This is a genomic window from Moraxella lacunata (assembly GCF_900453205.1).
Classification (GTDB): Bacteria; Pseudomonadota; Gammaproteobacteria; order Pseudomonadales; family Moraxellaceae; genus Moraxella; species Moraxella lacunata_B.
On the sequence record NZ_UGQU01000001.1, the window covers coordinates 750,903 to 776,014 of the forward strand.

Consider the following 25,112-nt stretch of genomic DNA (forward strand, 5'->3'; position numbering starts at 1 on the left):
CATTTTTAATAATACTTATTGGAAAAACTCATGCCAAACACCCTACTTCGTACTCGTATCCGTAAAGAGCGTAAAGCCTTGACCGCCAAACAGCGTGCCAATTTTGCATTTATGGCAAGTCTGCACCTACCCAAACTCTTGCCCCATTTACCCAAAAATGCCAAAATTGGGCTGTATCTGGACGATTTTGGCGAATTGCCCACCGCACCGATTTTGGCATTTTGTCAAAAGCATGGTTTTACGCCGTTTTTACCGATTACCATTAAGAATAAGCCTTTACGCTTTACCCCTGTTGTTTTGCCATTAGCCAAAACACCCCTAAAACGCCACAAACTTGGCATGCAAGAACCCTTTGCCAGATATGGCATAAGTGCAGATAACATGGACATGATTATTTGCCCGCTTGTGGCGATGGATAGGCAGGGCAATCGACTTGGCATGGGGGGCGGATTTTATGACCGCACCTTTGCCAATTTTCGTGGGGTTAAGGTAGGTTGGTGTTATCATTTTCAAGTGGTTGAAAATTTAACGGTTAATAAATGGGATAAGGACGTGGATATGGTGATGACGGATAGGGGTGTAATAAGATGTTAATTATGCTATAATAAATGTACGTCTATTATACTTACATTTAGGAAATGCCATGCAAGCCACCGAACGCATTAACCTTAGAACCACGCCCCACATGAAAGCCATGATTGAAAAGGCAAGCCGTCTTATGGGCGTAAGCATGAGCCATTACATCGCCACGACCATGTACGAAAAGTCATTATACCTTGTCAATAATGCCATTGCCCACGACCCCAACCTTGTGGACGCTTTGGATTTGATGAGTCATGCCGAGCTGTGGGAGCTGACCAACAAGGACAACGCACTCATCAAATCCCTACTAGACACCCCCACCACGCCCAATGACGAGATGAAAGCACTCATGGCAATGCACGACAAGACATTGGGGTAATCATGAACTTTGACATCAGCCCACTTGCCACATACCACGACCGACAAGGCTTTGACTGTGGGAATGACGACATCAACCGCTACCTGCGGACAATGGCAAATCAGCATAATAAGAAAAACATCGCCAAAACTCATGTTTTGACAAATTTGGATAACCCTAATATTATCATGGGATTTTATACGTTATCGGCGGTGGAGCTTGATGTCGCCATAAAAGGCTATCCTGCCAAAATCCCTGCCATGATGATTGGCAGACTTGGCGTGGATAATCACTATCAGGGTCAAGGTTTGTCCAAACTACTGCTTGCCAACGCCCTATCCAAAATCAAACGCCTAAGTCAAGATGCTGGCATTGCCTTTGCTGTGATAGATGCCAAAAATGACACGTTGGCACATTATTATCAAAAATTTGGTTTTCGTCCGACCGAGCTTGGTCATCGGCTTATTATTGATGTAAATGGGATTGGATAAAAACCGCCTCATGACGGAGCGGTCTATTTTTACAGCCATCATAAAACAAGCGAAGCCACCCAGCCAAACACAATAAGCGGAATATTATAATGGATAAAGGTCGGTATCACGCTGTCCTTGATGTGGTCGTGTTGTCCGTCCACATTTAGCCCCATGGTTGGGCCAAGCGTTGAGTCAGAAGCAGGCGAACCTGCGTCCCCAAGCACGCCTGCGGTTGCCACGAGTGCCAAAGTCGCCATCGGACTAAACCCCATCGCCATACAAAGCGGGACATAAATGGTCGCAATAATCGGCACGGTAGAAAATGACGAACCAATCCCCATGGTAACGACAAGTCCCACAATGAGCATGGCAAGACTTGCCAGAGCCTTATTCGCCCCAAACACGTCCACCGCCGATTGCACGAGTGGCTGGATATGCCCTGTGGCGGTCATCACCTCAGCAAAGCCTTGGGCGGTAATCATGATAAACCCAATCATCGCCATCATCTTAATGCCGTCATTAAAGACATCGTCCGCCTTGTTCCAGCCGACCACGCCTGTCGCCATAAAAATGGCAAAACCTGACAACGAGCCAAGCACAAGCGAATCGGTTTTTAGCTGAATGACAAACGCCACAATGATAGCGATGAGCGTTACGATGATTTTAAAGCCCATTTTGGTATCATTGACCACAGGCACATCATCGCCTTTTACCGCTAGGGTTTTGGCATTGTCATATACTCTGTGTTTACGATAACTTACAAAAATCGCCACAAGCAAGCCCGTCAGCATACCGAGTGCAGGAATTGCCATCGCTTTCATGACCGAAATGCCAGACGTATCAAGCCCTGATTTGGCAAGGTTTGCCATGATAATTTCATTTAAAAATATATCGCCAAAACCATATGGGATAAACATATAAGTATTGACAAGCCCAAAAGTAATCAAGCAAGTAATGAGTCGTCTGTCTAATTTTAATTCATTAAACACCGTCAAAAGTGGCGGAATGAGTAGCAAAATAAAGGCAATATGAATGGGGATAAGGTTTTGGCTTAGGCAGGCAAACAGCACAATCACGCCAAACACCGCCCATTTGATACCGCCATTTTTGGCATTTTTGACCGCCAAGATGACCTTATCAGACAGAGCCTTTGGCACACCCGAATGAGCAATCGCCATGGCAAACGCCCCAAGCATGGCATAGGATAAGGCAATGCCCGCCCCGCCTTTAATGCCGTTTTGAAAATGCGTCAGTACGCCTGTCGCCCCATTTTCTACGTCCGTCAAGGGCAGTCCTGCAAGCAAACCGCCCACGACCGCCCCCACAATCAAACTTAACACCACATGGACACGAGCGAGCGACAGCCCTACCATCATAATGACTGCCAATAGTACAGCGTTCATTTGCCACCTTCTATCGTTAATCAAAAATCTGATTATACCCCATTTTTACAAAAATACACAAGATAAAAACGTTTTGGTATGATTTAAAAGGCGTTGTAGACCAATCGTACGACAGCCATCGACAAATCTACAACAAACCATTAAATGCAATTAATCAGGACAACCGTTATGCTCACAAACCCATCAATCAGCCATCTTAGTGCATGAACTTAATCATAGACCCAAAAAGTGTTTAAACCTCATGAGGTTTATTTTGATAAAGTATTGAGGTTGGTTTGACAATTTAACACCTTAACATTTTGATGTCCCTTATCCTTTAAATACACCGCTTGCAAACCGCTCATTACGCCTTTTTTGCAGTACAAAAGATAAGTTTTGGTTTTATCCAATTTATCAAATTCTGTGGCAAGTTTATAAAACGGAATGCAAATATGCGGTATGCCAAGTGGGTCATCGTCCGTCTCGTCTGTCGCCCGAATGTCAATCACTATATCATTTTTGCCAATGGCGTGTGCCGTATCAATGGCATGGATATCGCTTACTTGGTCTTTTATCGTGCGAATGTCAATGGTCATGGCGGTGTCAATGGCATTTTGCAATACGCCAAAATCAAACTCACTCTCGGTAGCGATAAGTTTATGCTCCACTGCTTTGACCGTGGGGCTTTTTGAGATAACTCCACAAAACTCAGGCATGGATTTGGCGATGTCTGCCGTGCCGATTTTTTCAGCCGTGGCGATGATGTCGGCTTTGTCTTTGGTGATGAGCGGGCGTAACACCAGCACGTCGCTTGCCTTGTCTATCATGGCAAGGTTCGTGAGCGTTTGGCTTGCCACTTGCCCCAAGGCTTCGCCCGTTACCACCGCTTCAATGCGGTTTTTTTGGGCAATCACGCTTGCCACACGCATCATCATTCGCTTTAAGACCACGCCCATTTGACCGTCATCAATCTTAGTCAAAATCTCGCCCACCACAGGCTCAAAATCCACCGTAGTAAAGCGTACCTTATGCGATGAGCTGTACCGCTCCCACAGCTCGTACGCCATTTGTTTGGTGCCAATCTCATGCGTGCGACCGCCCATATTAAAAAACAAATAATGCACCCGACTGCCACGTCTGATAAACTCATAGCTTGCCACGCCCGAATCAAACCCACCCGAGATAAGCGACAACACGTCTTCTTGGGTACTCATGGGAAATCCGCCCATGCCGTCATGGCGTGCCTTAATAAAGAGCATTTTGTCGTGTTCAATCTCAATTTTGACGGTAATATCAGGGTTTTTAAGTTGCACCTTAGCACTGGCTATCGCCTGATTTAGCCCACCGCCCACATATTTGGCGATGTCCATGGACGTAAATGGGTGCGTGCCACGTCTTTTGACTCGCACGCAAAAGCTCTTGTTTTCAAGGCTTTCTCTCACTTTGGGCAAGGTCTGCTCAAAAATGTCATGCAAATCGGCAAAAGGCGACTCTTCGACTTCTAGGATATGATGAATGCCTGAGGTGCATTGCAATTTGTCAAGCAATATGGGACGTGCCGACTCATTGCGATGACGCACTTCAATATAGTCCCAATGCTGAACCACAACCGCTGTCTCATCAAGGGGTTTTAGGACATTACGCAAATTTCCTGCCAAAATCTTAACAAAGCGTTTACGTACGGTGTCGCTTTTCATCATGATTTCAGGGTGGAGTTTAACAATATATTTCATAAAAATTAGGCAAAAGAAAAAGGCGTATTATACACCTTTTTGTTGGTTTAAAAAACTTTCCATAACGCACCAAAAATCATGCAAACAATAAACGTATTACGGCATTTAGACGTTCTCGGTCTTTTTGATTGTGGGCGTGCTGTTTGATAAGCTCCAACACATCATTATCAAGTAAAGCGGTAATGTCGCTGTCATAATCCTGTTTTGCCTGTAAAAATGGCTCATTTTGGGATTGGCGTGATTGCGTTTTGGTGGCTTATGTCCCAATCTTTATGGGTTTCATAAATTTCATCTTTCATAATTTTTGATGCAATGTAATAAGTTCAATACTCTTGGCAAAATTTTTAGGGGCAAATGGCAATTTGCCCTATGATAAAGCTTTGATTTTTGGGCGAATAAATTGCCCCTACACACTCCATTTTGGTAGTTAAAGCAAAAACTTCCCACAACACGCCTTAAACTTCTCGCCACTCCCACACAGGCACGGCTGTTTGTTGGTCAGCATAACAGGCACGGTTGGGTCAAGAAAATACCACCGCTCGCCTATCTTGACAAAAGCGGACAATTCATCATGCACCTGCTCGCCATCGCCGTTGTCAAAATAGGCTTTAAAATGCACTTGGGCGTGGCGTTTGCCAACTTTGTTATGGCTTATCACGTCAAGGCGTGTCCAGTTCATGCCGTCCGCCCATGCTTGTAAGGCGGATTTGTCAAGCCCATCTTGCTGGCTTGGGGCGGTGGTGGCGATGATATAGTCCACGTTTTTTAGATAAAAAGAGCCAAACCTTGACCGCATAAGACATTCTGCGGTGGGGGCGGGTGTGCCGTCATGATAAGGCTGACAGCACACTGCATAAGGGTTGCCCGAGCCACAATAACAACCCATCAGGCACGCTCGCAGATTTTTTCTAATAGGCACTGCTGAGCGTCGTGAATGTCCGTGCCGTCTTTATCATGATGGACTTGGTTCCACTCGCCACGCCCATCAAGCTCCCACGCCTGCACGTTATCGCCAAGGTAGTTTATCAGTCCATCTTCATAAATACGTTTAAAGAGCCTCTCATCCAAAATCGGAAACGCCACTTCCACACGGTGTAGCAGGTTTCTGTCCATCAAGTCAGCACTCGAACAGTAGAGCTTTTCATCGCCATCATTATGAAAATAATAGACACGAGTATGCTCCAAGAACCGCCCCACGATAGAGCGTACACGGATATGCTCGGACAAGTCCTTGACCTGTGGACGCAGACAGCAGATGGAACGAATAATCAGGTCAATCTCTACCCCTGCACGACTTGCTTCATAGAGCTTGTTGATGATACCACGCTCGGTGATGGCGTTACATTTTAGGATGATACGCCCTTTTTTGCCGTTTTTGACGTGATTAATCTCATCATCGATGAGGCGTATTAGCCCATCATGCAGGGTAAAAGGTGCGTGCATGATGTGATGGGACGGCAATGGTCTGCCCATGCCTGTCAGCTGTCCGAACACGCCTGCCACATCGGCACAAATCTCTTCATGAGCGGTAAACAGCCCATAATCGGTATAGGCTTTGGCGTTGCCAGCGTGATAGTTGCCCGTGCCTAGATGAGCATAACGGCGGATTTTGCCGTCTTCTCGACGCACGATGAGCATGAGCTTGGCGTGTGTCTTGTAACCAACCACGCCATACACCACAATGGCTCCGGCATCGGTGAGCATATTGGCGACAGCGATGTTACTGGCTTCATCAAATCTGGCACGCAGCTCAATGACGGCGGTCACTTCTTTGCCGTTACGAGCAGCGACAGCTAGGGCTTGGACAATCTCTGAGTTGGTGCCAGAACGATAAATGGTCTGTTTGATGGCAAGTACATCAGGGTCGTTCGCCGCCTGCCACAAGAGATTGACCACAGGTGTGAACGCATCAAAGGGATGGTGTACCAACACGTCTTTGTTTTTCATAACATTAAACATAGACGTGTTGTCTTTGGCGACCTTGACCGTCTCCATGCCCTTAAATGGCTTGGGGATAGCGTGCGTAAACGGGGTAAATTTTAACTCAGGCTTATCAAAACTTGTCAGCATGCGAGTCAGGTTCACAGGACCATTAACCCGATAAAGCTGGCTTTCATCAAGCTCAAATTCTTTTAATAGTAACTCATACAGCTCTTTGGGACAGTTAGTACTTACTTCTAGACGCACCTTATGCCCAAAACGGCGGTTATCCAGCTCACCTTCTAACGCCTTGGCTAGGTCTTCGACATCATCGGACACATCAAGGTCGGCATTACGAGTCAGTCTAAATTGATGACAACCCGTGACTTTCATGCCCAAAAACAGCTCACCCACATGCTCATGAATCACCGCTGAGAGCATGATATGGTGGTCTTTGCCCCCTGTCAGCTCATCGGGCAGACGTATCACACGAGGCAGTGAACGTGGGGCAGGCACGATGGCAAGCGACAAATCCCGCCCAAAGGCATCTTTACCTTCTAGACTGACGATAAAATTCAAGGACTTATTGACCACTCGGGGAAATGGATGAGCAGGGTCAATGCTAATAGGGGTCAAGACAGGCAACACTTGATTAAAAAAGTACTCCCGCATCCACGCCTTTTGGGCATCGGTCAGCTCATGACGTTTAAGATAGCGGATGTCCGATTTGGCAAGCTCAGGCAAGATGTCTTCATTTAAGATGCGGTACTGCTCTTCGACCGCACGGTGTGCCACTTGACTAATCTCCGCCAGTAGCTCGGATGGTTTTCGCCCGTCCAGACTGCTTGACTTATCGCCATTTTTCATTTTTTGGATAAGCCCTGCCACCCGAATTTCAAAAAACTCATCCATATTTGATGAAAAAATAGTCAAAAAGAACATACGCTCCAACAGCGGATGGCGTGGATTGGTCGCCTGAGCCAGCACTCGAAGCTGAAAACGTAGCGTGGACAAATCACGATTGATAAAGCAGTCAGGGGTAAAATTGCCTGATTCATCGATAATTTGTTCAATATAGTGCAAATCGGTCGGTGCAGGGGTCTGCCCGAGTACACTTTGCATGGCTTGGTTTTCAATACTAGGAGCGGTGTCGGCATTTTGGTGCGTGATGGCGTTGGGCTTGCTGATTTGCTTGGCGGTCTTTGGGGCGTGTGGTGCGGTCATGGCATCTCCTTTTAACTTTTTAAAATAATAAAACAACATCATCTATCTTATCATCATTTTATGAAAATTTGATAAAATTTTAAAGTCCCATTCTGCCATTTTTCCCCAATTTAAATGGCTTTTATCGTGGCGTATTTATCATTGTTTATTTTGGTTTATTTTGTAAATTCATCTCAAATTTTCATTGCTTTTTTGTGTTTGATTGGTTATAATGACCGCTGTTTTTTGAGAGCCCTTCGTTTCCCAACTCACAAAGCAAGTAAAATCAAGCCTTTGGGCTTTTTTATTTGTTCAACTCTCAAACGTAACTAAATAGGTTTTATATGACTACTACTATTAGCGCCAAACCCGCTGAGGTTGTACATGACTGGTATGTCGTGGACGCAGAAGGCAAAACACTAGGTCGCCTAGCCTCTGAGATTGCTTCTCGTCTACGTGGCAAACATAAGCCATCGTACACCCCCCATGTTGATACTGGTGATTACATCATCGTCATCAATGCTGACAAAATCGCTGTTACTGGCAAAAAAGCTCAGGACAAAAAATACTATCGCCACACAGGCTATCCTGGCGGTATCAAAGAGACCAACTTTACCAAACTTCTTGCTCACAAGCCAGAAGACGTGCTACACAAAGCCGTTAAAGGCATGCTACCAAAAGGTCCTTTGGGCTATGCGATGATTAAAAAGCTAAAACTGTATGCAGGGAGTGAACACCCACATACCGCCCAAGCCCCAAAAGTACTAGACATCTAAGGAGATACACATGGAAAAGAATTACGGAACAGGTCGTCGTAAGACTTCTACCGCTCGTGTCTTCTTATCAAAAGGCACTGGTAACATCGTCATCAATGGCAAGAGCCTAGACGAATACTTTGGTCGTGAGACTTCTCGCATGGTCGTACGTCAGCCCCTAGAACTTCTAGAATCTGCTGACAAATATGACCTATACATCACCGTTACTGGTGGTGGTGCAAGCGGTCAAGCAGGTGCTATCCGTCACGGCATTACTCGTGCTTTGATTGAGTCAGACGAAACGCTAAAACCTGCCCTAAAAGCAGCTGGCTTTGTAACTCGTGACGCTCGTGAAGTTGAACGTAAGAAATTGGGTCTACGCAAAGCTCGTAAACGCCCACAATTCTCAAAACGTTAATTTTTGCGTTTTCAAAAAAACTCTCGAACTTCGAGAGTTTTTTTATATGCGTTATTCTTGATTAAAATAACTTAACTTGACATAGATTTTTCATTGTTAGATAAATTCACAGTTGATAAAAAATCTTGTTATTAATGTATGATAGAGATTCTTTATTTTAATCAATAGTAACAAAAATTTACATAAAGTTGCAAATAAAGCTGAGTATTTTAGTGGGTCTTGTCTAATTTTTATACAATTTTAAACTTTTTTGTAAATTCATGACAATTTTTATGGATTTTTTTCACAACTTTGTAAAAGAACGATTTATTTTATTACAAAAATAGCTTAAAATAGTCATGTTTAGAAAAATAGGCACAGCAAATGTGGTTTTTTGATAAAACTGTTTTATCATAACCACACACCCAGTATGGGATAACCCCCATTCATTTTCTGGAGGAAGTTTTAATGAGCCATGCCGAAGGCGTGAATGTTAAACGCCGTAGAGTCCTGATTGCGTCCACTGCCGCCGTTGGTGCGGTTGGTGTCGGTGCAATAGCCACCCCATTTGTGCGTTCTTGGTACCCAAGTGCCAAAGCGGAAGCTGCTGGTGCTGCCGTTGTCACTGACATCGCCAGCATCGAAAATGGGCAGATGATTACGTTAAAATACCGTGGCAAACCTATCTTTGTCGTCAAACGTACCGAAGACATGCTTGCCAACCTAAGCAAGGTAGCTCCCAAGCTTGCCGACCCTGAGTCCAACGGGTCTGTACAACCTGACAACTGCAAAAACGAAACACGCTCCATTCAGCCTGAGATATTGGTTGTTGAGGGCGTGTGTACACATTTAGGTTGTGCTCCCATGTTCCGACCCGAAGTTGGTGCGGCGGACTTAGGTGGTGCTGACTGGATGGGTGGTTTCTTCTGCCCCTGTCATGGTTCTATGTACGACTTAGCCGGTCGTGTTTATAGTAGCATGCCTGCACCTTTGAACCTACCTGTACCTATCTACAAGATTGAAGACACCATCTTGACCGTTGGGGAGGCATAATCATGAGTATTGCTAAGAAATTTATGGGTTGGGTCGATGCTCGCTTTCCTGCGACAGAGACTTATGAATACCATATGTCCAAATACTACGCACCAAAGAACTTTAACTTTTGGTATTTCTTTGGCGTGTTGTCCATGGTCGTACTTGTTAACCAATTGGTGACAGGTATTTGGCTAACCATGATGTTCAACCCCAGTGCCGAAGGAGCATTTGCTTCACTTGAATACATCATGCGTGATGTCAAAGGCGGTTGGCTCATTCGCTACATGCACTCCACAGGGGCATCCGCTTTCTTCGTGGTTGTCTATCTACACATGTTCCGTGGTCTGATGTATGGTTCATACAAGAAGCCCCGTGAGCTTGTTTGGATTATCGGTATGGCGATTTATCTGTGTCTCATGGCAGAAGGTTTCTTTGGTTATCTACTGCCTTGGGGCAACATGTCGTTCTGGGGTGCTCAGGTTATTCTAAACCTACCTGCTGCCATTCCTTTTATCGGTGATGGTCTGGCTGAATGGGTCAAAGGCGACTACATCATCTCAGGCATTACTCTAAACCGTTTCTTTGCCCTGCATGTTGTGGCAATTCCTTTGGTATTGGTTGGTCTAGTTTTCATGCACTTGGTTGCTCTGCACCATGTCGGCTCTAATAACCCAGACGGTATCGAAATTAAGAAGCTTAAAGATAAAAATGGCGTACCACTAGATGGCGTACCTTTCCATCCTTACTATACTGTACATGACATGGTAGGTATCGTGGTATTCTTCATCTGCTTCTTTGCCGTGGTATTCTTTGCCCCAGAAGGTGGTGGTTATTTCCTAGAAAAACCCAACTTTGAAGTTGCCAACGCTCTAAAAACACCTGCTCACATCGCTCCTGTTTGGTACTACATGCCATTTTATGCCATGCTTCGTGCCACGCCATCCATGTTCGGCTCTGCTCTACCAGGTGTAATTGTGATGTTTGGTGCGATTGCCATCTTGTTTGTCATGCCATGGCTTGACAAATCGCCTGTGAAATCTATCCGCTATAAAGGCATTTTATCTAAGATTGCCCTAGCTGTCTTTGTGGTTAGCTTCCTAATCTTAGGTTATCTTGGCGGAGTTTCTTCCACACCAACAGGTACGCTAGTTGCTCGTATTTGTACTATTTTATACTTCTTGTACTTCATTCTTATGCCGTTCTACACGTCCATGGAAACGTGCAAGCAACCACCAGAACGTGTTACAGGAGGAGGTCACTAATGAAAGCATTTACTCTAAAATCGCTTGGTGCTGGTCTCCTGCTTGCAGGTGGCATGATGGCAACATCTTCTGCTCTAGCGGCAGGCGGTCACGGCTGTGGTGAGTTCACCGAAGCCGATGGCACCAAAGTTACCCTAGAATGTAGCAAAGCCCCCATTGACCTAACCAATAAAGGCTCGCTACAACGCGGTGCTCAGACGTTCATGAACTACTGTGTGGGCTGTCACTCAGCCCAGTATGTGCGTCATTCACGCATTGCCAAGGACTTGGAAATCCCACCAGAGCTTATGGAAAAATATCTCATGGTAACCACCGACCAAATCGGTGACCATATTACTGCTGAGATTGACCTTGATACTCAGGCTCTATGGTTTGGTGCTGCACCGCCAGATTTATCGCTAGAAACTCGTCTGCGTGGTGATGACTGGGTATATACTTACCTACTGTCATTCTACGAAGACCCGAGCCGTCCTTGGGGTTCTAACAACCTAGTGCTTGCCAATGCTGCCATGCCCCATGTGCTACACAACATGCAAAAAGAGCTTGGTAAAGAAGAGTATGAAGCTCGTGTGGGCGACCTAGTGAACTTCATGGCATGGATGGCAGAGCCTGTCCGTCATGAACGTAAAGTCTATGGTGCATTCGTACTATTGTTCTTACTTGTGCTACTCATTCCAGTATATCTACTTAACAAAGAATTCTGGAAAGACGTCAAATAAGCCAACACTAACCCAAAAGACCGATACACATCGGTCTTTTTTTATTGACAAAATTTACACACTTTTACCAAAATTTTTGTTACACTTAACACCCAAAAACAGACTCATTCATATCATGGCAGATTTTTCTCATCTTTTACCCACCCAGTTCCTACTCTATGGTGACGATGGCTATGACAGTCATGTGGTGCGGTTTTTGCTAGAAGAAAAAGGCGTGAATCATCAATTCGCCTACCTGCCTGATGAGCGACCCGAATATCTCGCCGAGCTAAACCCTTACAACACCCTGCCTGTACTTGTGGGACGGGATTTGGCATTGTATGAGCTGATGGTGATTTTTGAATATCTAGAAGAACGGCACGGTGCCAATAAGCTACTGCCACCCACCCCCAAAGAGCGGGCAAAAGTGCGTCAGTTGGCTTGGCGACTGCGTCAAGACTGGCTCTCGCTTGGGCGGATTTTGATGACCCACCCCGACAGCTTTAACCCAGCAGAAGCAACCCATGCCCAAAAAACCTTGACCGATTCGCTCATCACGCTCTCGCCCCTATTTGCCCGTCATGACTATTTTATGCAAGATGAGTTTGGGCTGTGTGATGTGTTATTATTGCCACTTTTGCACCGTTTGCCAATGCTAGGCATTCATTTACCTGCCAAACCGTGTAAACCACTACTGGCATATCAAGCACGCCTATCAGCAAGGTCAAGTTTTCAAAAGACACTCATCACTCCTGCTGTTTATAGCGATGATGATTTTTAATAATTTAACATTCATCAATTTACTTTAACCAACAACAAGGACATAACCATGCTTACCCCAAAACGCCCCTACTTCGTTCGTGCCATGCATGAATGGCTAATAGACAACGGCTTTACGCCATATCTCATGACGGATGCCACCCACCCCCAGCTACTCGCCCCCACCGAATACGCCCAAGACGGCAAATTGGTGCTTGCCATATCTTACCAAGCCACCAATAATCTCTTGATTGACAATGATGGCTTATCATTTCAAGGGCGGTTTGGCGGTGTCTCCAAAGACATCTGGATACCCATGCAGGCAGTGGTTGGCATTTATGCCAAAGAAGACCCCAGTGAAGGCTTTTTCTTTGACCCTAGCGAATATGACGGCTACACCTCACCCGATGACCCTGATGATATAGACGACACTGACGATGACGGCGATGACGAACCACCCAAAAAAGGCGGACATTTAAAATTTGTATAAATTCATTTAACAAATAAAGGCAATTTAAAAACAAGGGCGATATAATTACCGCCCTTGTTTTATTCTAAATTAATTTATTTTAATTTATTCGAGCGCCCAATCTCTCATATTTTTTGCCCTTTTGATAATCGCATAAAGCATACCCACCAATAATAACACAAAAACTCCCACAACAATTGCCACATTAATATTACCGTCCTTGATATATTCAAAAACAAAAACCAGCAAGAATAACGCAATCGGAGAAAATATATACAGCCCAAACCAGCCAATCACACTAATATAATGATAAATACCTGTTAAATCATATTCTTCCAAATCTGCCAATTCTTCATATTCACTCATCTCATAATAATCGTCCACTTCTGCTTTGGCGTGCCTGCTGGGTAACTTTGTTAAATAAGCAAAACCCACCATCAATAATAGATAGATAACCATCCCCACATAAGAGTCCATAACAAGCATCACAAAAGCCAATAAAAATGTTACCACCGCCAATAAAATACATAACATCGACCAAGCAATACCACCCCCACCAATACGTGCCTTGATTTGCTGTTGTTTTAATCTTTGAGCGGATAATTTGTCATGTAATCGCTGTTTATAATCAGCATTCTTTTTATTAAATCTATTATGACCCAAATCGTGTTGTCTTTTTTCATCTGCTGATTTGTCGACATTATTGGCATTTTTAAATTTAATATTTAAAGGTTTTTTGGTTTTTTCTTTTTTATCATCTTCGATGATTTCAATATCTCGAATGACCTGTTTATTTAAAAAGAAAAACACCAAAGACGGAATACCAAATAATACCAATGACGTGATAAATTCATAGATTTTCTTTTGTCTGTCATGTTGGAATTTGGCAAGTTGTTCATTAAATTCATATATCTTTTTTCCGTCCACTTCCATATCATATAATAGCCCATCAGCATATAATACCGTTGCTGTTTGGTCTTTGTAGGCATACGCTTTTTCACATTCATCATAATTATCATTAGAGCAGTGTAATTTAACATCGCCAATGACAAAATAATGATGCGTGCGAGAGTATTTACCACCACCTATTCGTACATATTCATATTCGGCAGGTACGGTGGCAGTAACGCTGGATAATTGTGATTTATCCGTGATAAAGTCATCTTGGAATAATATGCCTGAATTAATAACAAAACCATACGCCAAAGCAAAAATGGGCGTGGTAAAGATAAATTGATTATTTCTAATGGGCGGATTTCTGTAATGATATACCGAAGATAAAATCAACACCACCATGATGATTATGATGAATATCTGCCAAAAACCCAATAGCAAATACCCACAAATCAGCAGTAGCGACCACACCACTGCATTTAACCAAAAGAACATGATTGGCGTGATACTATCGATAATATCCAGTAATTCTTGTTTTAGTGAAATAATCTTTTGCATAGGACTGTCCCAGAAATTTGCCCTATTATACCCCATTTTGTCATGGTTTTATCACGGCTTTTACGCTATAATAATCGCCATTTTATCATTTTTAAAACAGGTACATCATGACAGCCAAACGCCAAATTCTTGTTACCAACGCCCTGCCCTACGCCAACGGCTCTATTCACATGGGACACCTTTTGGGCTATATCCAAGCCGATATTTGGGTGCGTGCCATGCGGTCTATGGGGCATGACGTGATCTATGTCTGTGCCGATGACGCTCATGGAACGGCGATTATGCTCCGTGCCGAAGCGAACGGTATCACGCCCGAAGAGCTAATCCAAAGCGTACAGATTGAGCATAAACGAGATTTTGACCGTTTTGGCGTGTCCTTTGACCATTATGACAGCACGCACAGCGAGACGAACCGCAAGCACAGCAAAGCCATTTACCTTGCTAACCACAAGGCAGGCAACATCGCTGTCAAACCCGTAACTCAGCTATTTGACTCCGAAAAACAGATGTTCCTATCCGACCGCTTCATTAAAGGCACCTGCCCAAAATGCAAAGCGGACGAGCAATATGGCGACTCATGCGAAGTGTGTGGCACAACCTACAACGCCACCGAACTCATCAATCCACGCTCCACCCTAAGCGGTGCAACCCCTGTGGAAAAAACGTCCGACCATTACTTTTTTAAATTGCCAAACTTCACCGAATTTTTGCAAAAATGGACACGAGATGACGGACGACTGCCCGTTTCTATCGCCAACAAACTAGACGAATGGTTTGACGCAGGTCTTGCCGACTGGGACATCAGCCGAGACGCTCCGTATTTTGGCTTTAAAATCCCTGACACGGACGACAAATATTTTTATGTGTGGGTAGACGCACCGATTGGCTATATGGCAAGTTTTGAAAACTACTTGACCGCCCACCGCCCTGATGTGTCATTTGATGATTATTGGAGTCCCGACAGCACCGCCGAAGTGTATCATTTTATTGGCAAAGACATTGTCTATTTTCACGCCCTGTTTTGGCCTGCCATGCTCACAGGGGCGAATTATCGCACGCCCACAAGCCTATTTGTCAATGGCTTTTTGACCGTCAATGGCGAAAAAATGAGCAAATCTCGTGGCACATTCATCAAAGCCGAAACGTATCTGAACCACCTAAATCCTGAATATTTGCGTTATTATTTTGCCTCCAAATTGTCTGATAAAGTAGAAGACAGTGATTTAAATCTTGATGATTTCATCGCCAAAGTAAACTCAGATCTTGTCGGTAAAGTCGTGAACATAGCCAGTCGCTGTGCTAAATTTATCAATACCCAATTTGACAATAAACTCTCCGCCACTTGTGCCGAGCCTGAACTTGTCAATAAATTTATCCAAGCTGGCGACAGTATCATCAAGCACTACGAAAGCCGTGAATTTAACACCGCCATTCGTGAAATTATGGCACTTGCCGACCTTGCCAATCAGTACATTGACGACAAAAAGCCGTGGGCGGTTGCCAAAGAAAACCCGAACAGTAAGGATGTGCAAGACATCTGCTCTGTGGGGCTAAACCTATTTCACAAAATCATGGTTTATCTGTCGCCTGTACTACCAACACTTGCCGAACAGTCCAAAGAATTTTTGAATGTGGATAGCATGAATTTTGATGAACGCTTTCATGTCCTAACGCATTCTATCAATGAGTTTAAGCCACTTTTGCAACGCATTGACCCCGAAAAAGTGCAAGCCATGGTTGATGACTCAAAAGAAAACCTGCAACCCACCGACACCAAAAAAACCCAAAAAACCAAGAAAGAGAGTAAGCCTATGGGAACCGCCGACCAAAACGCCTTTATCGGCATTGATGATTTTGCCAAAGTTGAAATGAAAGTCGCCAAAGTGCTTGAATGCAATCACGTTGAAGGAGCGGATAAATTATTGCAATTTACCCTTGATGTGGGCGATACTGATGAACAAGGCGAAAAGCAAACTCGCAACGTATTTAGCGGTATTGCTAAGTTTTACAAACCAGAAGAGTTACAAGGCAAAACAGTGATTTGCGTTACCAACCTTGCCCCCCGTAAGATGAAATTTGGCGTATCAGAAGGCATGATTTTATCGGCAGAAAAAGACGGACAATTAACTGTTGTATTATTGCCTGATAGCATGGTGGCGGGGGCGGTTTTGGCGTAAATGAAGGCATTTAAAAATTGCCACTATTTTTGTAGTGGCAATTTGGGGCGTGTCGAACATTGATAACATTATTTACAAAATATGATGAGAATTTAATGCTTTCATTAATTTTTGCATGAAAAATGGCTAAATCTTGTTTTTTATCGTCAAAAACGTGCGATTTTTCTCATTTTTTCATTGCAAATACCAATATTCAACACGCCCTAATGACAAAGGCAGAATAAACATGTTAAAAAATATCGCCATTCTTATTGATGCGGATAATGTCAGTCATCAAAAGATTGATTGGGTTTTTGATAAAATCAGTACGCTTGGCACAATTACCGTCAAACGAATTTACGGTGATTTTACCAAGCCAAATCTGTCATCTTGGGAAAGTGCCATTTTAAAATACGCCATTGAGAAAAAACATCAAACCAGTTATAGCGCAGGCAAAAATTCTAGTGACCTTGCTCTTGCCATTGATGCGATTGATTTATGGCACACAGGCAGACATGATGGCTTTTGTATCGTCTCATCGGACAGTGATTTTATTGGTTTGGCATTACGTCTAAGGCAAAACAATATTCAGGTATTTGGTTTTGGAGAAAACAAAACCATTAAAGAATTTCGCCAAGTATGTTCAGAATTTTTTGAAATTCCAAATACATCACCCATTCATATCTTGCCAAAAAATTCAAATACTGCCACACCGACAACAAAAATTCCTGCCAATCAATTAAAATGTGATACCAAGCTATTAAATGCCTTAAAAGATAGCATTATAAATAACAAAACGGATAATAACGGCTGGGTAAATTATGCTGTATTTGCATCTTATTTTCAAAAAAATTATCCAACCATTAACTCTGATGGTTATGGTTATGGCAAACTTTATGAGCTGATTGACGTCATAGATATCTTTGATGTCAAAAAAGAAAATTCTACCATTTATATCCGAATTAAATCCACCACAAACTCTACAAGCTCAACCAATACACAATGGTCTGGTGAAAAACTCGGTAAAGATTTGACTCTAATCAATGCCATTAAAGACGGTATTACCAAAAACCAAGAAAATGGTTGGTCAAATTTTGGCACGGTCATTCAACATTTAAACAATCACTATCCAAAATTAAAGCCAAGCACTTATGGTTTTAAAAAATGGAGTACGCTGATTAAAAAAATAAGTTTATTTGAAACCAAACAAGCCAATAAAACCACGCTAATTATCCGTGAAAAGCCAAGCGGTTCAAAGAAATCAAAAGTCAAGACCAGCAATTCTGACAAAATAAATAACCAACAATTACTCAATGATATACTAGTCATCATCAATGAAAACAACCTTAGAGCTGATGAGTGGGTACATATTGGTTATTTGGGCAGTCAATTAAAAAATAAAGGCTATAACCCAAAAGATTTTGGTGTTAAAACTTTTGGACAATTCTTGCTAAATGCTGATGGCGTGATATATAAAAAAATCAATCACGGCGATTACTTTTCTTTAAGTGATAAATCACAAATAAAATCCATAACACACAACAATCCCAAATCGTCCGATAATGACCACTTAATCGATACCAGGCTATATCAGCTATTACTTAAAAATAAAGACAAAATTAACAACAAAATCAAAGAATTATTATTAAAATATGCCCAACTTAATACACTTAATTTTTAGCAACTATTAAGCAAAAATCTACCTGATGAACTCATCGATGAAACTCATCAAAATCATGACTGCTTTGTCATTTTTGTCCGTCGTGAATTGCACGAACTAGATTTAATAAAACAAGAACATGGTTTTTTGATTTGTCTGCTCTCACCAAATACCGATTGACGTCATGACATGATCAGAAAAATCATCCACCTAGACATGGACGCTTTTTTTGCCAGCGTTGAGCAAAGGGACAACCCCACCTATCGTGGCAAGCCCCTTGTGGTGGGCGGTGACCCCAATGGACGTGGTGTGGTCGCGGCGGCAAGTTATGAGATTCGCTCCTTTGGCGTACATTCGGCGATGAGCTGTTATGAAGCCAAAAAACGCTGTCCCCACGCCATTTTTGTCCGTCCCCGTTTTGATGTCTATCGTGATATCAGCACTCAGATTCGAGACATCATGGGACGGCTAACCGACCTTGTCGAGCCATTATCGCTCGATGAAGCCTATCTGGACGTTACAGGTCAGCCCCATTGTGGTGGGTCAGCCACACTCATGGCAAACTGGCTCCGCCAAGCGATTTTTGATGAAACGGGGCTGACAGCCTCGGCAGGGGTGTCTTTTAACAAAATGCTTGCCAAAATCGCAAGCGACATCAACAAACCCAATGGCATTGCCGTCATCACGCCTGACATGGCGGATGAATTTTTGTCAGAGTTGCCCATTGAGCGGTTTTTTGGTATCGGTAAAGCAAGTGCTAAACGCCTACATGAGATGGGAGTCAGTACAGGGGGCGAGCTTCGTAAACTCCCCCTTGATGAGCTGGTTCAACTGTTTGGCAGCGAGCGAGGGCAGTTTTATCACGACATCGCCCACGGCAAGGACGAGCGAGCGGTCAAACCCGAACGTGTGCGTAAATCCATCGGCACAGAGATTACCTTTTTGCATAACTCTAATGATGATGATTTTATCCTAGCTCAGATTTTCGGAGAAAATGAGAGTGCCTTTGCCGACCTTGGTAAGCGAGAATTGACCGCCCATACTGTTACCTTAAAAATCGGTATTGTTAAATAAAGATAGATTTTAAGGTTTTCCGTTCGGACTGAGCTTGTCGAAGTCTAGGAAAACCGTTATGGTTCGACAAGCTCACCACGAACGGCTTTCTAGAAAAGTATACTCAATTAACAATACCTAAAAATCAAATACAGCGATTTTAGCCAAATTACACGCTCGGTCTCTGTCAAGTCCCCTTTTAAGCACAGCGACAGCGTCAAGCCTTATCTGATTGACTTATTTCACCACATCCCCAGAGAGCTTCCCATTCGCTTGGTCGGAGTTACGTTCTCAAATCTAACTCATCTTGATAACATGGTAGAACAGCTTGATTTGTTTGACGGATAATTCATTAAGTCAAAATAAAACCCCCAAACTAGGCAGTTCGGGGGTTATCTTCTAAATGATGATTAATGATTAATTACTCATCATCTTCATCAGTTTTGTTTTCACCGTCTTCTGACAAAATGGTCACCAAAATGTCAGCAGTGATGTCATGGTGTAGCTGAATGGTAACTTTGTATTCGCCCACTTGACGTAGTGTACCTTCTGGCAACTTCACTTCTGCACGGTCAACTGGCAAGCCAGAAGCGGTCAGTGCGTCAGCGATGTCACGAGTACCGATAGAACCAAATAGTTTGCCTTCATCGCCTGCTTTGGCACGCATGATGACATTCACGTCTGATAGAGCATCAGCACGTTTTTGGGCTTCTTGTAGTTCTTTGGCTTCTTGTGCTTCTAGCTCGGCACGGCGTGCTTCAAACTTAGCAATGTTTGCTTCGTTGGCAGGTAGTGCTTTGCCTTGTGGGATTAAGAAGTTACGACCGTAACCTGCTTTTACATCAACAGTCTCGCCAAGTTTACCAAGATTAACGACACGCTGTAATAGAATAACTTGCATGATGGTCTCCTAATTACTTGTGGTTGTCGGTATATGGCAATAGAGCCAAATAACGAGCTTGTTTGATGGCAACAGCAAGCTGACGTTGATACTTAGTAGAAGTACCAGTGATACGGCTTGGGGTGATTTTACCATTTTCGCTGATGTATTGTTTTAGAAGTTCTACATCTTTATAATCGATGTGGGTAATGCCTTCTGCGGTGAAACGGCAGAATTTACGACGACGATAGAAACGTGCCATGAGTTATCTCCTTAATTATTCGCTTGCATTGTCTTCGCTCTCAGTCTCCTGAGTGCGGACATCATTACGGCGGTTGGCTTTGCGAGTACGCTTGTCTTCGGCTTCTTTTACCAAAGGCGATTGCTCGGTAATCGCTTCATCACGGCGAATAACTAGGCTACGCAAAATAGCGTCATTGTAACGGAACAATTCTTCTAGTTGAGCCAAAGTCTCATCGTTACATTCGATGTTTAAAAGAACATAATGAGCTTTGTGAATTTTGTTGATTGGGTATGCCAATTGACGACGACCCCAGTCTTCTAGACGGTGGTTGTTACCGCCATTTTCTTCGACGATAGAACGGTATTTAGTTACCATGTCGGCAACTTGGTTGCTTTGGTCTGGGTGTACCAGTAGCACCACTTCATAATGTCTCATAAGGACTCCCTACGGATTAAAACAGCCATTATCACAGATAACAGCAAGGAGATTGAAAATTGATTGGTATAAACCAATCATTTAACAAAGTCCGCTATTATACACGAACTTTTTTATAAATAAAAGGGAAATTTAAGATTTTTGGGCGTTTTTCTCGGCTTCTTCAAGCAGTCGCTTTTGTTCTTGAATGCGTGCTTTTTCTTTGGCTTTGGCGATGTTCACTTCTATCACACCACGCAAAATCTGCCAAATCGCCCCCACAAAGAGCAGAACAACAAACACCACCAAAATTGGCAAAAAGGCACTGATTGCCCCTGCTGTATTGCCCATCAGGACACTATGAGCCACGCCTGCAATTGCAGGGGCAATTTGCCCCGAACCTGTTAGCGTATCCCCAGGCGTCAAAAGCACCGCCACCGCCAATGCCCACAACATACCACCAATGGGGCGTGGAATAATACGCACCACAAAGATAAGCAAAAGTAGTACTAAAATAGACGCACCGACATACGCCAAAAACGGCAAATCATTATCTGGCACGTCCTTGACGAGATGTGACCACCAAATCACAAGCTCGGCAATGTACTCGCTAATGGTATCCAGTGGCAGACTTTTGACAAGATTTTTTAGCCAATCCATAATTTATCAATCACAAAAATAATCGCCCTATTTTAGCATATTTTTTGCCAAACTTCACAAATTTTCACTCAAATGCCGTCATTATCGTCATCAGTCATATTTTTTATCTTGCAAGGCTTTGGCACGGGCTAGGGCTTGCTGTGCTAGCACGTCTGCTGGCGGAGCTTGTACATAATAGCCCTGCTCGGCAAGGCGGGCTTTGACGGTCTCAATGTCCGCTTGGGCAAGTTTGGTGCGTTCTGCCAAATCCAAGTGCATGACAAATTGGCTAAGTCCCAATTTGGCTCGCACATCGGACGGTAGCACACCTAACCAATCACGAATCTCATCGGTGTCGTCAGGATAATTCGGGCGGGCAATATAGACATACCAATCAGGACTTTTGGGGAATTTATAAACATCGCAGTGCATTTTTGTGCCTTAACATTACTAGTTAATTGAAAAACTCAATTAGACTTCTTGCGATACTAGGTTTTCCGTTATCCCTGAGCTATGCCTGCGGGTGGCGGAAAACCGTTATGGTTCGACTTAGCTCACCACGAACGGTTTTCTTTAATTTAGGGTTTCGCAAGAAGTCTATTGAAAAAACTCAATTTTACAAATTATTTTATAAAATTTGCAAATTTTGCTTGTAAATTGTAGCATTTTTTTTCATAATAAGGGACGTAAATTTTCAGGAGAGATTTTTTTTGCAAGGTTGGTTTTGGATAGCCAAATCACGCTATTAAACATTCAAAATAGCAAGCGAGAAAACACCGAAGGCGTAAATTACCCCTACAATCGCTCAGGTAAAAGGACTGAAAAATTTAGATAATTCAAAAGGTTGTAGAGTTATCACAAAATCTGGAGAAGGCAGGTCATGCCTACCGAAGGGAAGAAAATGGTTAAATGTCAATATCTTAGCCATTGAAAATCTCAGGTAACAGGACAGATAGGGTGCTTAAAAATTGCGGTATTGTTAATTAACTATACCTTTGGGTGGATTTGTAGGGGCAAATCACATTTGCCCTGTGATAACGTATTGATTTTTGGGCGAATATAATTCGCCCCTACACGTTCAATTTTAAAATATATCTTTATTGAACAATACCAAAATTGCCAATGAGTTGGTAAACCATTTTTCATCAAACAAAATTAAGCCAGTTGCTTGATTTTGTGTATGATTTATTTTTATGCACTTTTAAGGAAAATCCATGTCTGACCTACAACGCACCCCCCTATTTGATGCCCACACCGCCACAGGTGGCAAACTTGTGGATTTTGGTGGCTGGCAGCTCCCCGTCAATTATGGCTCACAAATCGCCGAACACGAAGCCGTCCGCACGGACGCAGGTATGTTTGATGTCTCACATATGCTCGTTACCGATGTGGTGGGCGATAATGCAAAAGCCTTTTTACAAAAACTGCTCGCCAACGATGTTGCCAAACTTGGTTTTGTCGGCAAAGCCTTGTATTCTGGTATGCTAAACGACAACGGCGGTGTGATTGATGACCTTATCGTCTATCGTATGAACGAAGCTGAAACCGCTTATCGTATCGTATCAAACGGAGCAACCCGTGAAAAAGACACGGCTCATTTTGCCAAAGTCGGAGCAGAATTTGGCGTAACCTTAACCCCCCGTTATGAGCTTGCAATGCTTGCCGTGCAAGGTCCAAAAGCCATTGAAAAAATACTGACCGTCAAACCTGACTGGGCGGATAAGGTCAATGCCCTAAAACCCTTTGTTGGGGCGGATTTAGGCGATGATTGGTTTGTCGCTCGTACAGGCTACACAGGCGAAGATGGCGTAGAAGTGGTAATGCCAGCAGGCGAAGCGGTAGAATTTTTCAATGATTTGGCAAAAGCAGGTGTAAAGCCTTGCGGACTTGGGGCAAGAGACACCCTAAGAATGGAAGCGGGTATGAACCTCTACGGCAACGATATGACGGACGATGTCAGTCCACTAGAAGCAGGTATGGGCTGGACAGTGGATTTAAAAGACGAAAACCGTGATTTTATCGGTAAATCAGCTCTGGTGGCATTAAAATCCGCAGGAGTCAAAGCCAAACAAGTCGGTCTTTTACTGGAAGAAAAAGGCGTAATGCGTGCAGGAATGGAAGTCGTTACCGAAAATGGTAACGGCATTACCACCAGTGGCGTATTCTCCCCAAGCCTTAATCAATCCATCGCGATTGCTCGTGTACCAGCGGACTTTACAGGCGAGCGAGCCAAAGTGATTATGCGTGGCAAAGAAGTGGAAGTACGAGTGCTAAAATTGCCATTTGTGAGAAATGGTAAAAAGCAGTTTGAGTAACAAAAGGGTGTAGATACACCTTATTACGTGAGAGAAAAAATGCGTTATTTATCATTTGTCATCGTATGTGTATTTGCCCTAAGTGGCTGTGATGCCAAAGACCACTGTTTGGACTATGGCGGTTCTTATAATGAGACCACCAAACAATGCGAAAAGTAATTTTAACCCACTCACTAGGAGAGACCCATGAGTAATATCCCAAGCGATTTAAAATACGTTGCTAGCCACGAATGGCTAAAGCTAGAAGATGACGGTATCATCACCGTTGGCATTACCGACCACGCCCAAGATTTGCTTGGCGATGTGGTATTTGTGGAATTGCCAGAAGTGGGTGCTGTTGTAGAAGCCGACCAAGAAATCGCCGTGGTTGAGTCTGTCAAAGCCGCAAGCGATGTCTATGCCCCAATCGCAGGCGAAATCGTTGAAATCAACGAAGAGCTGGTGGATAGTCCAGAGCTTGCCAATGAAGACCCTTATGGCAAAGCGTGGTTCTTTAAAGTCAAGCCCGCTAATCCTGCTGACTATGACAGCCTAATGAGTGCAGACGAATACGAAGAAAGTCTGTAATCTGATAAAAACAAGCGTAAGTTTTAATAATTTACGCTTGTTTTGGTTATTTGATACAAATTCTATGAAAATATTAAAAATTTTACCCATATTTTTGTTGATTGGTTTGTTTGGTGCATTACCCGTTCAAGCCAGCAATCATCAATCCAACAATACCACGAGTTATCAAAGAATGAATGAATTAAGCCAAGATGAAAATGAATTTTTGGAAAAATTATCCCAATTAGTCAAAGCAGACAACCAAGAAATTGATTACCAAGAATACATTCAATCAGCAAAAACAGATAACAAGGGAATATTTTGGTATCAATGTGCCGAAACGTTGTCCGAATTGCCAGACAATCAACAATTAGACATTAGATATAATGGTCGTTTATTTGTTGCGAATGGTATTTTAACCGAACTTTTAAAACATAACCCTGACACTCCCGCAGTTTTAGCTCAAAAAATTATTGTGTTAAATTATTTGGTTCACGGTTATTCAGCATTTTCCAACGCTTTGATGATGACGACAGAAAAAGAAAAGTACGAAAATGCCAAACACACATTTACTATTCTACATCAAGAATACAAAGAAATCCTAGATAAAGCCATAGAACTTTATCCAAATGATGAATGGTTTTTGGAAAAAAGAGAAGAATTTGAAGATAATTTTTAAAATTAAAAATGATTGATTTTTAACAGGGTGAATTACAATTCGCCCCTA

27 protein-coding genes and 2 riboswitches are annotated in these 25,112 nt (G+C 43.2%); of the genes, 17 read left to right on the top strand and 10 right to left on the bottom strand.

All coding sequences use genetic code 11. The features are described 5' to 3' along the window. Nucleotides 1–30 precede the first annotated feature (30 nt). From DX073_RS03545 to DX073_RS03555, 3 genes are read left to right on the top strand one after another with little or no spacing between them, the layout of a single operon-like run. Nucleotides 31–594 carry a 5-formyltetrahydrofolate cyclo-ligase gene (locus tag DX073_RS03545; RefSeq protein WP_115005616.1) on the top strand — a complete coding sequence of 188 codons (564 nt, stop codon included), beginning with the start codon at nt 31–33 and terminating at the stop codon, nt 592–594. Nucleotides 595–643: 49 nt separating this feature from the next. Further along, nucleotides 644–961, top strand: coding sequence for a type II toxin-antitoxin system TacA family antitoxin (locus tag DX073_RS03550; RefSeq protein ID WP_115005618.1), 318 nt, complete (start codon nt 644–646; stop codon nt 959–961). 2 nt (nt 962–963) lie between these two features. Then, a complete protein-coding gene (locus DX073_RS03555) occupies nt 964–1,431 on the top strand; it encodes a GNAT family N-acetyltransferase (protein WP_051225839.1) in 468 nt (155 codons plus the stop codon). Between the two features lie 38 nt (nt 1,432–1,469). Here the strand turns inward: DX073_RS03555 and DX073_RS03560 are convergent, their stop codons facing one another. The 4 genes from DX073_RS03560 to ppk1 form a co-directional block, all read right to left on the bottom strand. Then, entirely contained in the window at nt 1,470–2,816 is a 1,347-nt protein-coding gene (locus DX073_RS03560; RefSeq protein WP_115005620.1) for a Na+/H+ antiporter family protein, read from the bottom strand. A gap of 248 nt (nt 2,817–3,064) precedes the next feature. After that, nucleotides 3,065–4,528, bottom strand: coding sequence for a tRNA uracil 4-sulfurtransferase ThiI (gene thiI, locus DX073_RS03565; protein ID WP_115005622.1), 1,464 nt, complete (start codon nt 4,526–4,528; stop codon nt 3,065–3,067). 427 nt (nt 4,529–4,955) lie between these two features. Continuing rightward, nucleotides 4,956–5,414: a YchJ family protein gene (locus tag DX073_RS03570; protein WP_115005625.1), complete on the bottom strand. Its 459-nt coding sequence runs from the start codon at nt 5,412–5,414 to the stop codon at nt 4,956–4,958. Next, nucleotides 5,414–7,570, bottom strand: coding sequence for a polyphosphate kinase 1 (gene ppk1 / locus DX073_RS03575; protein WP_115006378.1), 2,157 nt, complete (start codon nt 7,568–7,570; stop codon nt 5,414–5,416). Before ppk1 ends, DX073_RS03570 begins: the two co-directional genes overlap by 1 nt. 425 nt (nt 7,571–7,995) lie before the next feature. Here ppk1 and rplM point away from each other — a divergent pair, with 425 nt between their 5' ends. The 7 genes from rplM to DX073_RS03615 all read left to right on the top strand — a co-directional run bounded on the left by rplM (nt 7,996) and on the right by DX073_RS03615 (nt 13,047). Beyond that, complete coding sequence (gene rplM / locus DX073_RS03585) at nt 7,996–8,427, top strand: 50S ribosomal protein L13 (RefSeq protein ID WP_079326016.1); 432 nt, start codon at nt 7,996–7,998, stop codon at nt 8,425–8,427. Nucleotides 8,428–8,437: 10 nt separating this feature from the next. Beyond that, nucleotides 8,438–8,824, top strand: a complete 387-nt coding sequence (rpsI, locus tag DX073_RS03590; protein WP_062500901.1) for a 30S ribosomal protein S9 — start codon at nt 8,438–8,440, stop codon at nt 8,822–8,824. A gap of 447 nt (nt 8,825–9,271) precedes the next feature. Continuing rightward, nucleotides 9,272–9,856 carry a ubiquinol-cytochrome c reductase iron-sulfur subunit gene (petA, locus tag DX073_RS03595; protein ID WP_115005627.1) on the top strand — a complete coding sequence of 195 codons (585 nt, stop codon included), beginning with the start codon at nt 9,272–9,274 and terminating at the stop codon, nt 9,854–9,856. Between the two features lie 23 nt (nt 9,857–9,879). After that, on the top strand, nt 9,880–11,100 hold the full coding sequence (locus tag DX073_RS03600; protein ID WP_181814381.1) for a cytochrome b: 1,221 nt from the start codon (nt 9,880–9,882) through the stop codon (nt 11,098–11,100). Next, nucleotides 11,100–11,819, top strand: a complete 720-nt coding sequence (locus DX073_RS03605) for a cytochrome c1 (protein ID WP_029102507.1) — start codon at nt 11,100–11,102, stop codon at nt 11,817–11,819. The genes DX073_RS03600 and DX073_RS03605 overlap by 1 nt, the downstream gene beginning before the upstream one ends. 115 nt (nt 11,820–11,934) lie before the next feature. Next, complete coding sequence (locus tag DX073_RS03610; RefSeq protein WP_115005631.1) at nt 11,935–12,579, top strand: glutathione S-transferase N-terminal domain-containing protein; 645 nt, start codon at nt 11,935–11,937, stop codon at nt 12,577–12,579. 48 nt (nt 12,580–12,627) lie between these two features. Further along, complete coding sequence (locus tag DX073_RS03615; RefSeq protein ID WP_115005633.1) at nt 12,628–13,047, top strand: ClpXP protease specificity-enhancing factor; 420 nt, start codon at nt 12,628–12,630, stop codon at nt 13,045–13,047. Nucleotides 13,048–13,131: 84 nt separating this feature from the next. On the opposite strand, the gene DX073_RS03620 is transcribed toward DX073_RS03615, so the two are convergent. After that, nucleotides 13,132–14,478: a hypothetical protein gene (locus tag DX073_RS03620; protein WP_115005635.1), complete on the bottom strand. Its 1,347-nt coding sequence runs from the start codon at nt 14,476–14,478 to the stop codon at nt 13,132–13,134. Nucleotides 14,479–14,585: 107 nt separating this feature from the next. Between DX073_RS03620 and metG the strand changes: the two genes are divergently transcribed. The 4 genes from metG to DX073_RS15010 all read left to right on the top strand — a co-directional run bounded on the left by metG (nt 14,586) and on the right by DX073_RS15010 (nt 19,695). Beyond that, on the top strand, nt 14,586–16,655 hold the full coding sequence (gene metG, locus DX073_RS03625; RefSeq protein WP_115005637.1) for a methionine--tRNA ligase: 2,070 nt from the start codon (nt 14,586–14,588) through the stop codon (nt 16,653–16,655). 226 nt (nt 16,656–16,881) lie between these two features. Next, nucleotides 16,882–18,315, top strand: coding sequence for an NYN domain-containing protein (locus DX073_RS03630; protein ID WP_115005639.1), 1,434 nt, complete (start codon nt 16,882–16,884; stop codon nt 18,313–18,315). A 168-nt stretch (nt 18,316–18,483) separates the two neighbouring features. Beyond that, on the top strand, nt 18,484–19,368 hold the full coding sequence (dinB, locus tag DX073_RS03635) for a DNA polymerase IV (RefSeq protein WP_115005641.1): 885 nt from the start codon (nt 18,484–18,486) through the stop codon (nt 19,366–19,368). A 123-nt stretch (nt 19,369–19,491) separates the two neighbouring features. Further along, complete coding sequence (locus tag DX073_RS15010) at nt 19,492–19,695, top strand: DinB/UmuC family translesion DNA polymerase (protein WP_115006380.1); 204 nt, start codon at nt 19,492–19,494, stop codon at nt 19,693–19,695. 73 nt (nt 19,696–19,768) lie between these two features. Here the strand turns inward: DX073_RS15010 and rplI are convergent, their stop codons facing one another. From rplI to DX073_RS03665, 5 genes are all read right to left on the bottom strand, one after another. Further along, nucleotides 19,769–20,248 (bottom strand): 50S ribosomal protein L9, encoded by a 480-nt coding sequence (gene rplI, locus DX073_RS03645; RefSeq protein ID WP_062498874.1) that lies wholly within the window; start codon nt 20,246–20,248, stop codon nt 19,769–19,771. Nucleotides 20,249–20,261: 13 nt separating this feature from the next. After that, nucleotides 20,262–20,489: a 30S ribosomal protein S18 gene (gene rpsR, locus DX073_RS03650; protein WP_003657491.1), complete on the bottom strand. Its 228-nt coding sequence runs from the start codon at nt 20,487–20,489 to the stop codon at nt 20,262–20,264. 15 nt (nt 20,490–20,504) lie between these two features. Then, a complete protein-coding gene (gene rpsF / locus DX073_RS03655; protein WP_115005643.1) occupies nt 20,505–20,906 on the bottom strand; it encodes a 30S ribosomal protein S6 in 402 nt (133 codons plus the stop codon). Between the two features lie 132 nt (nt 20,907–21,038). Beyond that, nucleotides 21,039–21,545 carry a hypothetical protein gene (locus DX073_RS03660; protein ID WP_115005644.1) on the bottom strand — a complete coding sequence of 169 codons (507 nt, stop codon included), beginning with the start codon at nt 21,543–21,545 and terminating at the stop codon, nt 21,039–21,041. Nucleotides 21,546–21,635: 90 nt separating this feature from the next. Further along, nucleotides 21,636–21,956, bottom strand: coding sequence for a YcgL domain-containing protein (locus tag DX073_RS03665; RefSeq protein ID WP_115005646.1), 321 nt, complete (start codon nt 21,954–21,956; stop codon nt 21,636–21,638). A gap of 253 nt (nt 21,957–22,209) precedes the next feature. Continuing rightward, nucleotides 22,210–22,355: riboswitch (glycine riboswitch) on the top strand. Between the two features lie 23 nt (nt 22,356–22,378). Then, a riboswitch (glycine riboswitch) is annotated at nt 22,379–22,486 on the top strand. 252 nt (nt 22,487–22,738) lie between these two features. On the opposite strand from DX073_RS03665, the gene gcvT reads away from it, so the two are divergent. The 3 genes from gcvT to DX073_RS03680 all read left to right on the top strand — a co-directional run bounded on the left by gcvT (nt 22,739) and on the right by DX073_RS03680 (nt 25,064). Continuing rightward, on the top strand, nt 22,739–23,839 hold the full coding sequence (gene gcvT, locus DX073_RS03670; RefSeq protein WP_115005648.1) for a glycine cleavage system aminomethyltransferase GcvT: 1,101 nt from the start codon (nt 22,739–22,741) through the stop codon (nt 23,837–23,839). A gap of 186 nt (nt 23,840–24,025) precedes the next feature. Continuing rightward, a complete protein-coding gene (gene gcvH / locus DX073_RS03675; protein ID WP_115005650.1) occupies nt 24,026–24,406 on the top strand; it encodes a glycine cleavage system protein GcvH in 381 nt (126 codons plus the stop codon). A 64-nt stretch (nt 24,407–24,470) separates the two neighbouring features. Next, nucleotides 24,471–25,064: a hypothetical protein gene (locus tag DX073_RS03680; protein ID WP_115005652.1), complete on the top strand. Its 594-nt coding sequence runs from the start codon at nt 24,471–24,473 to the stop codon at nt 25,062–25,064. The last annotated feature ends 48 nt before the right edge of the window (nt 25,065–25,112 follow it).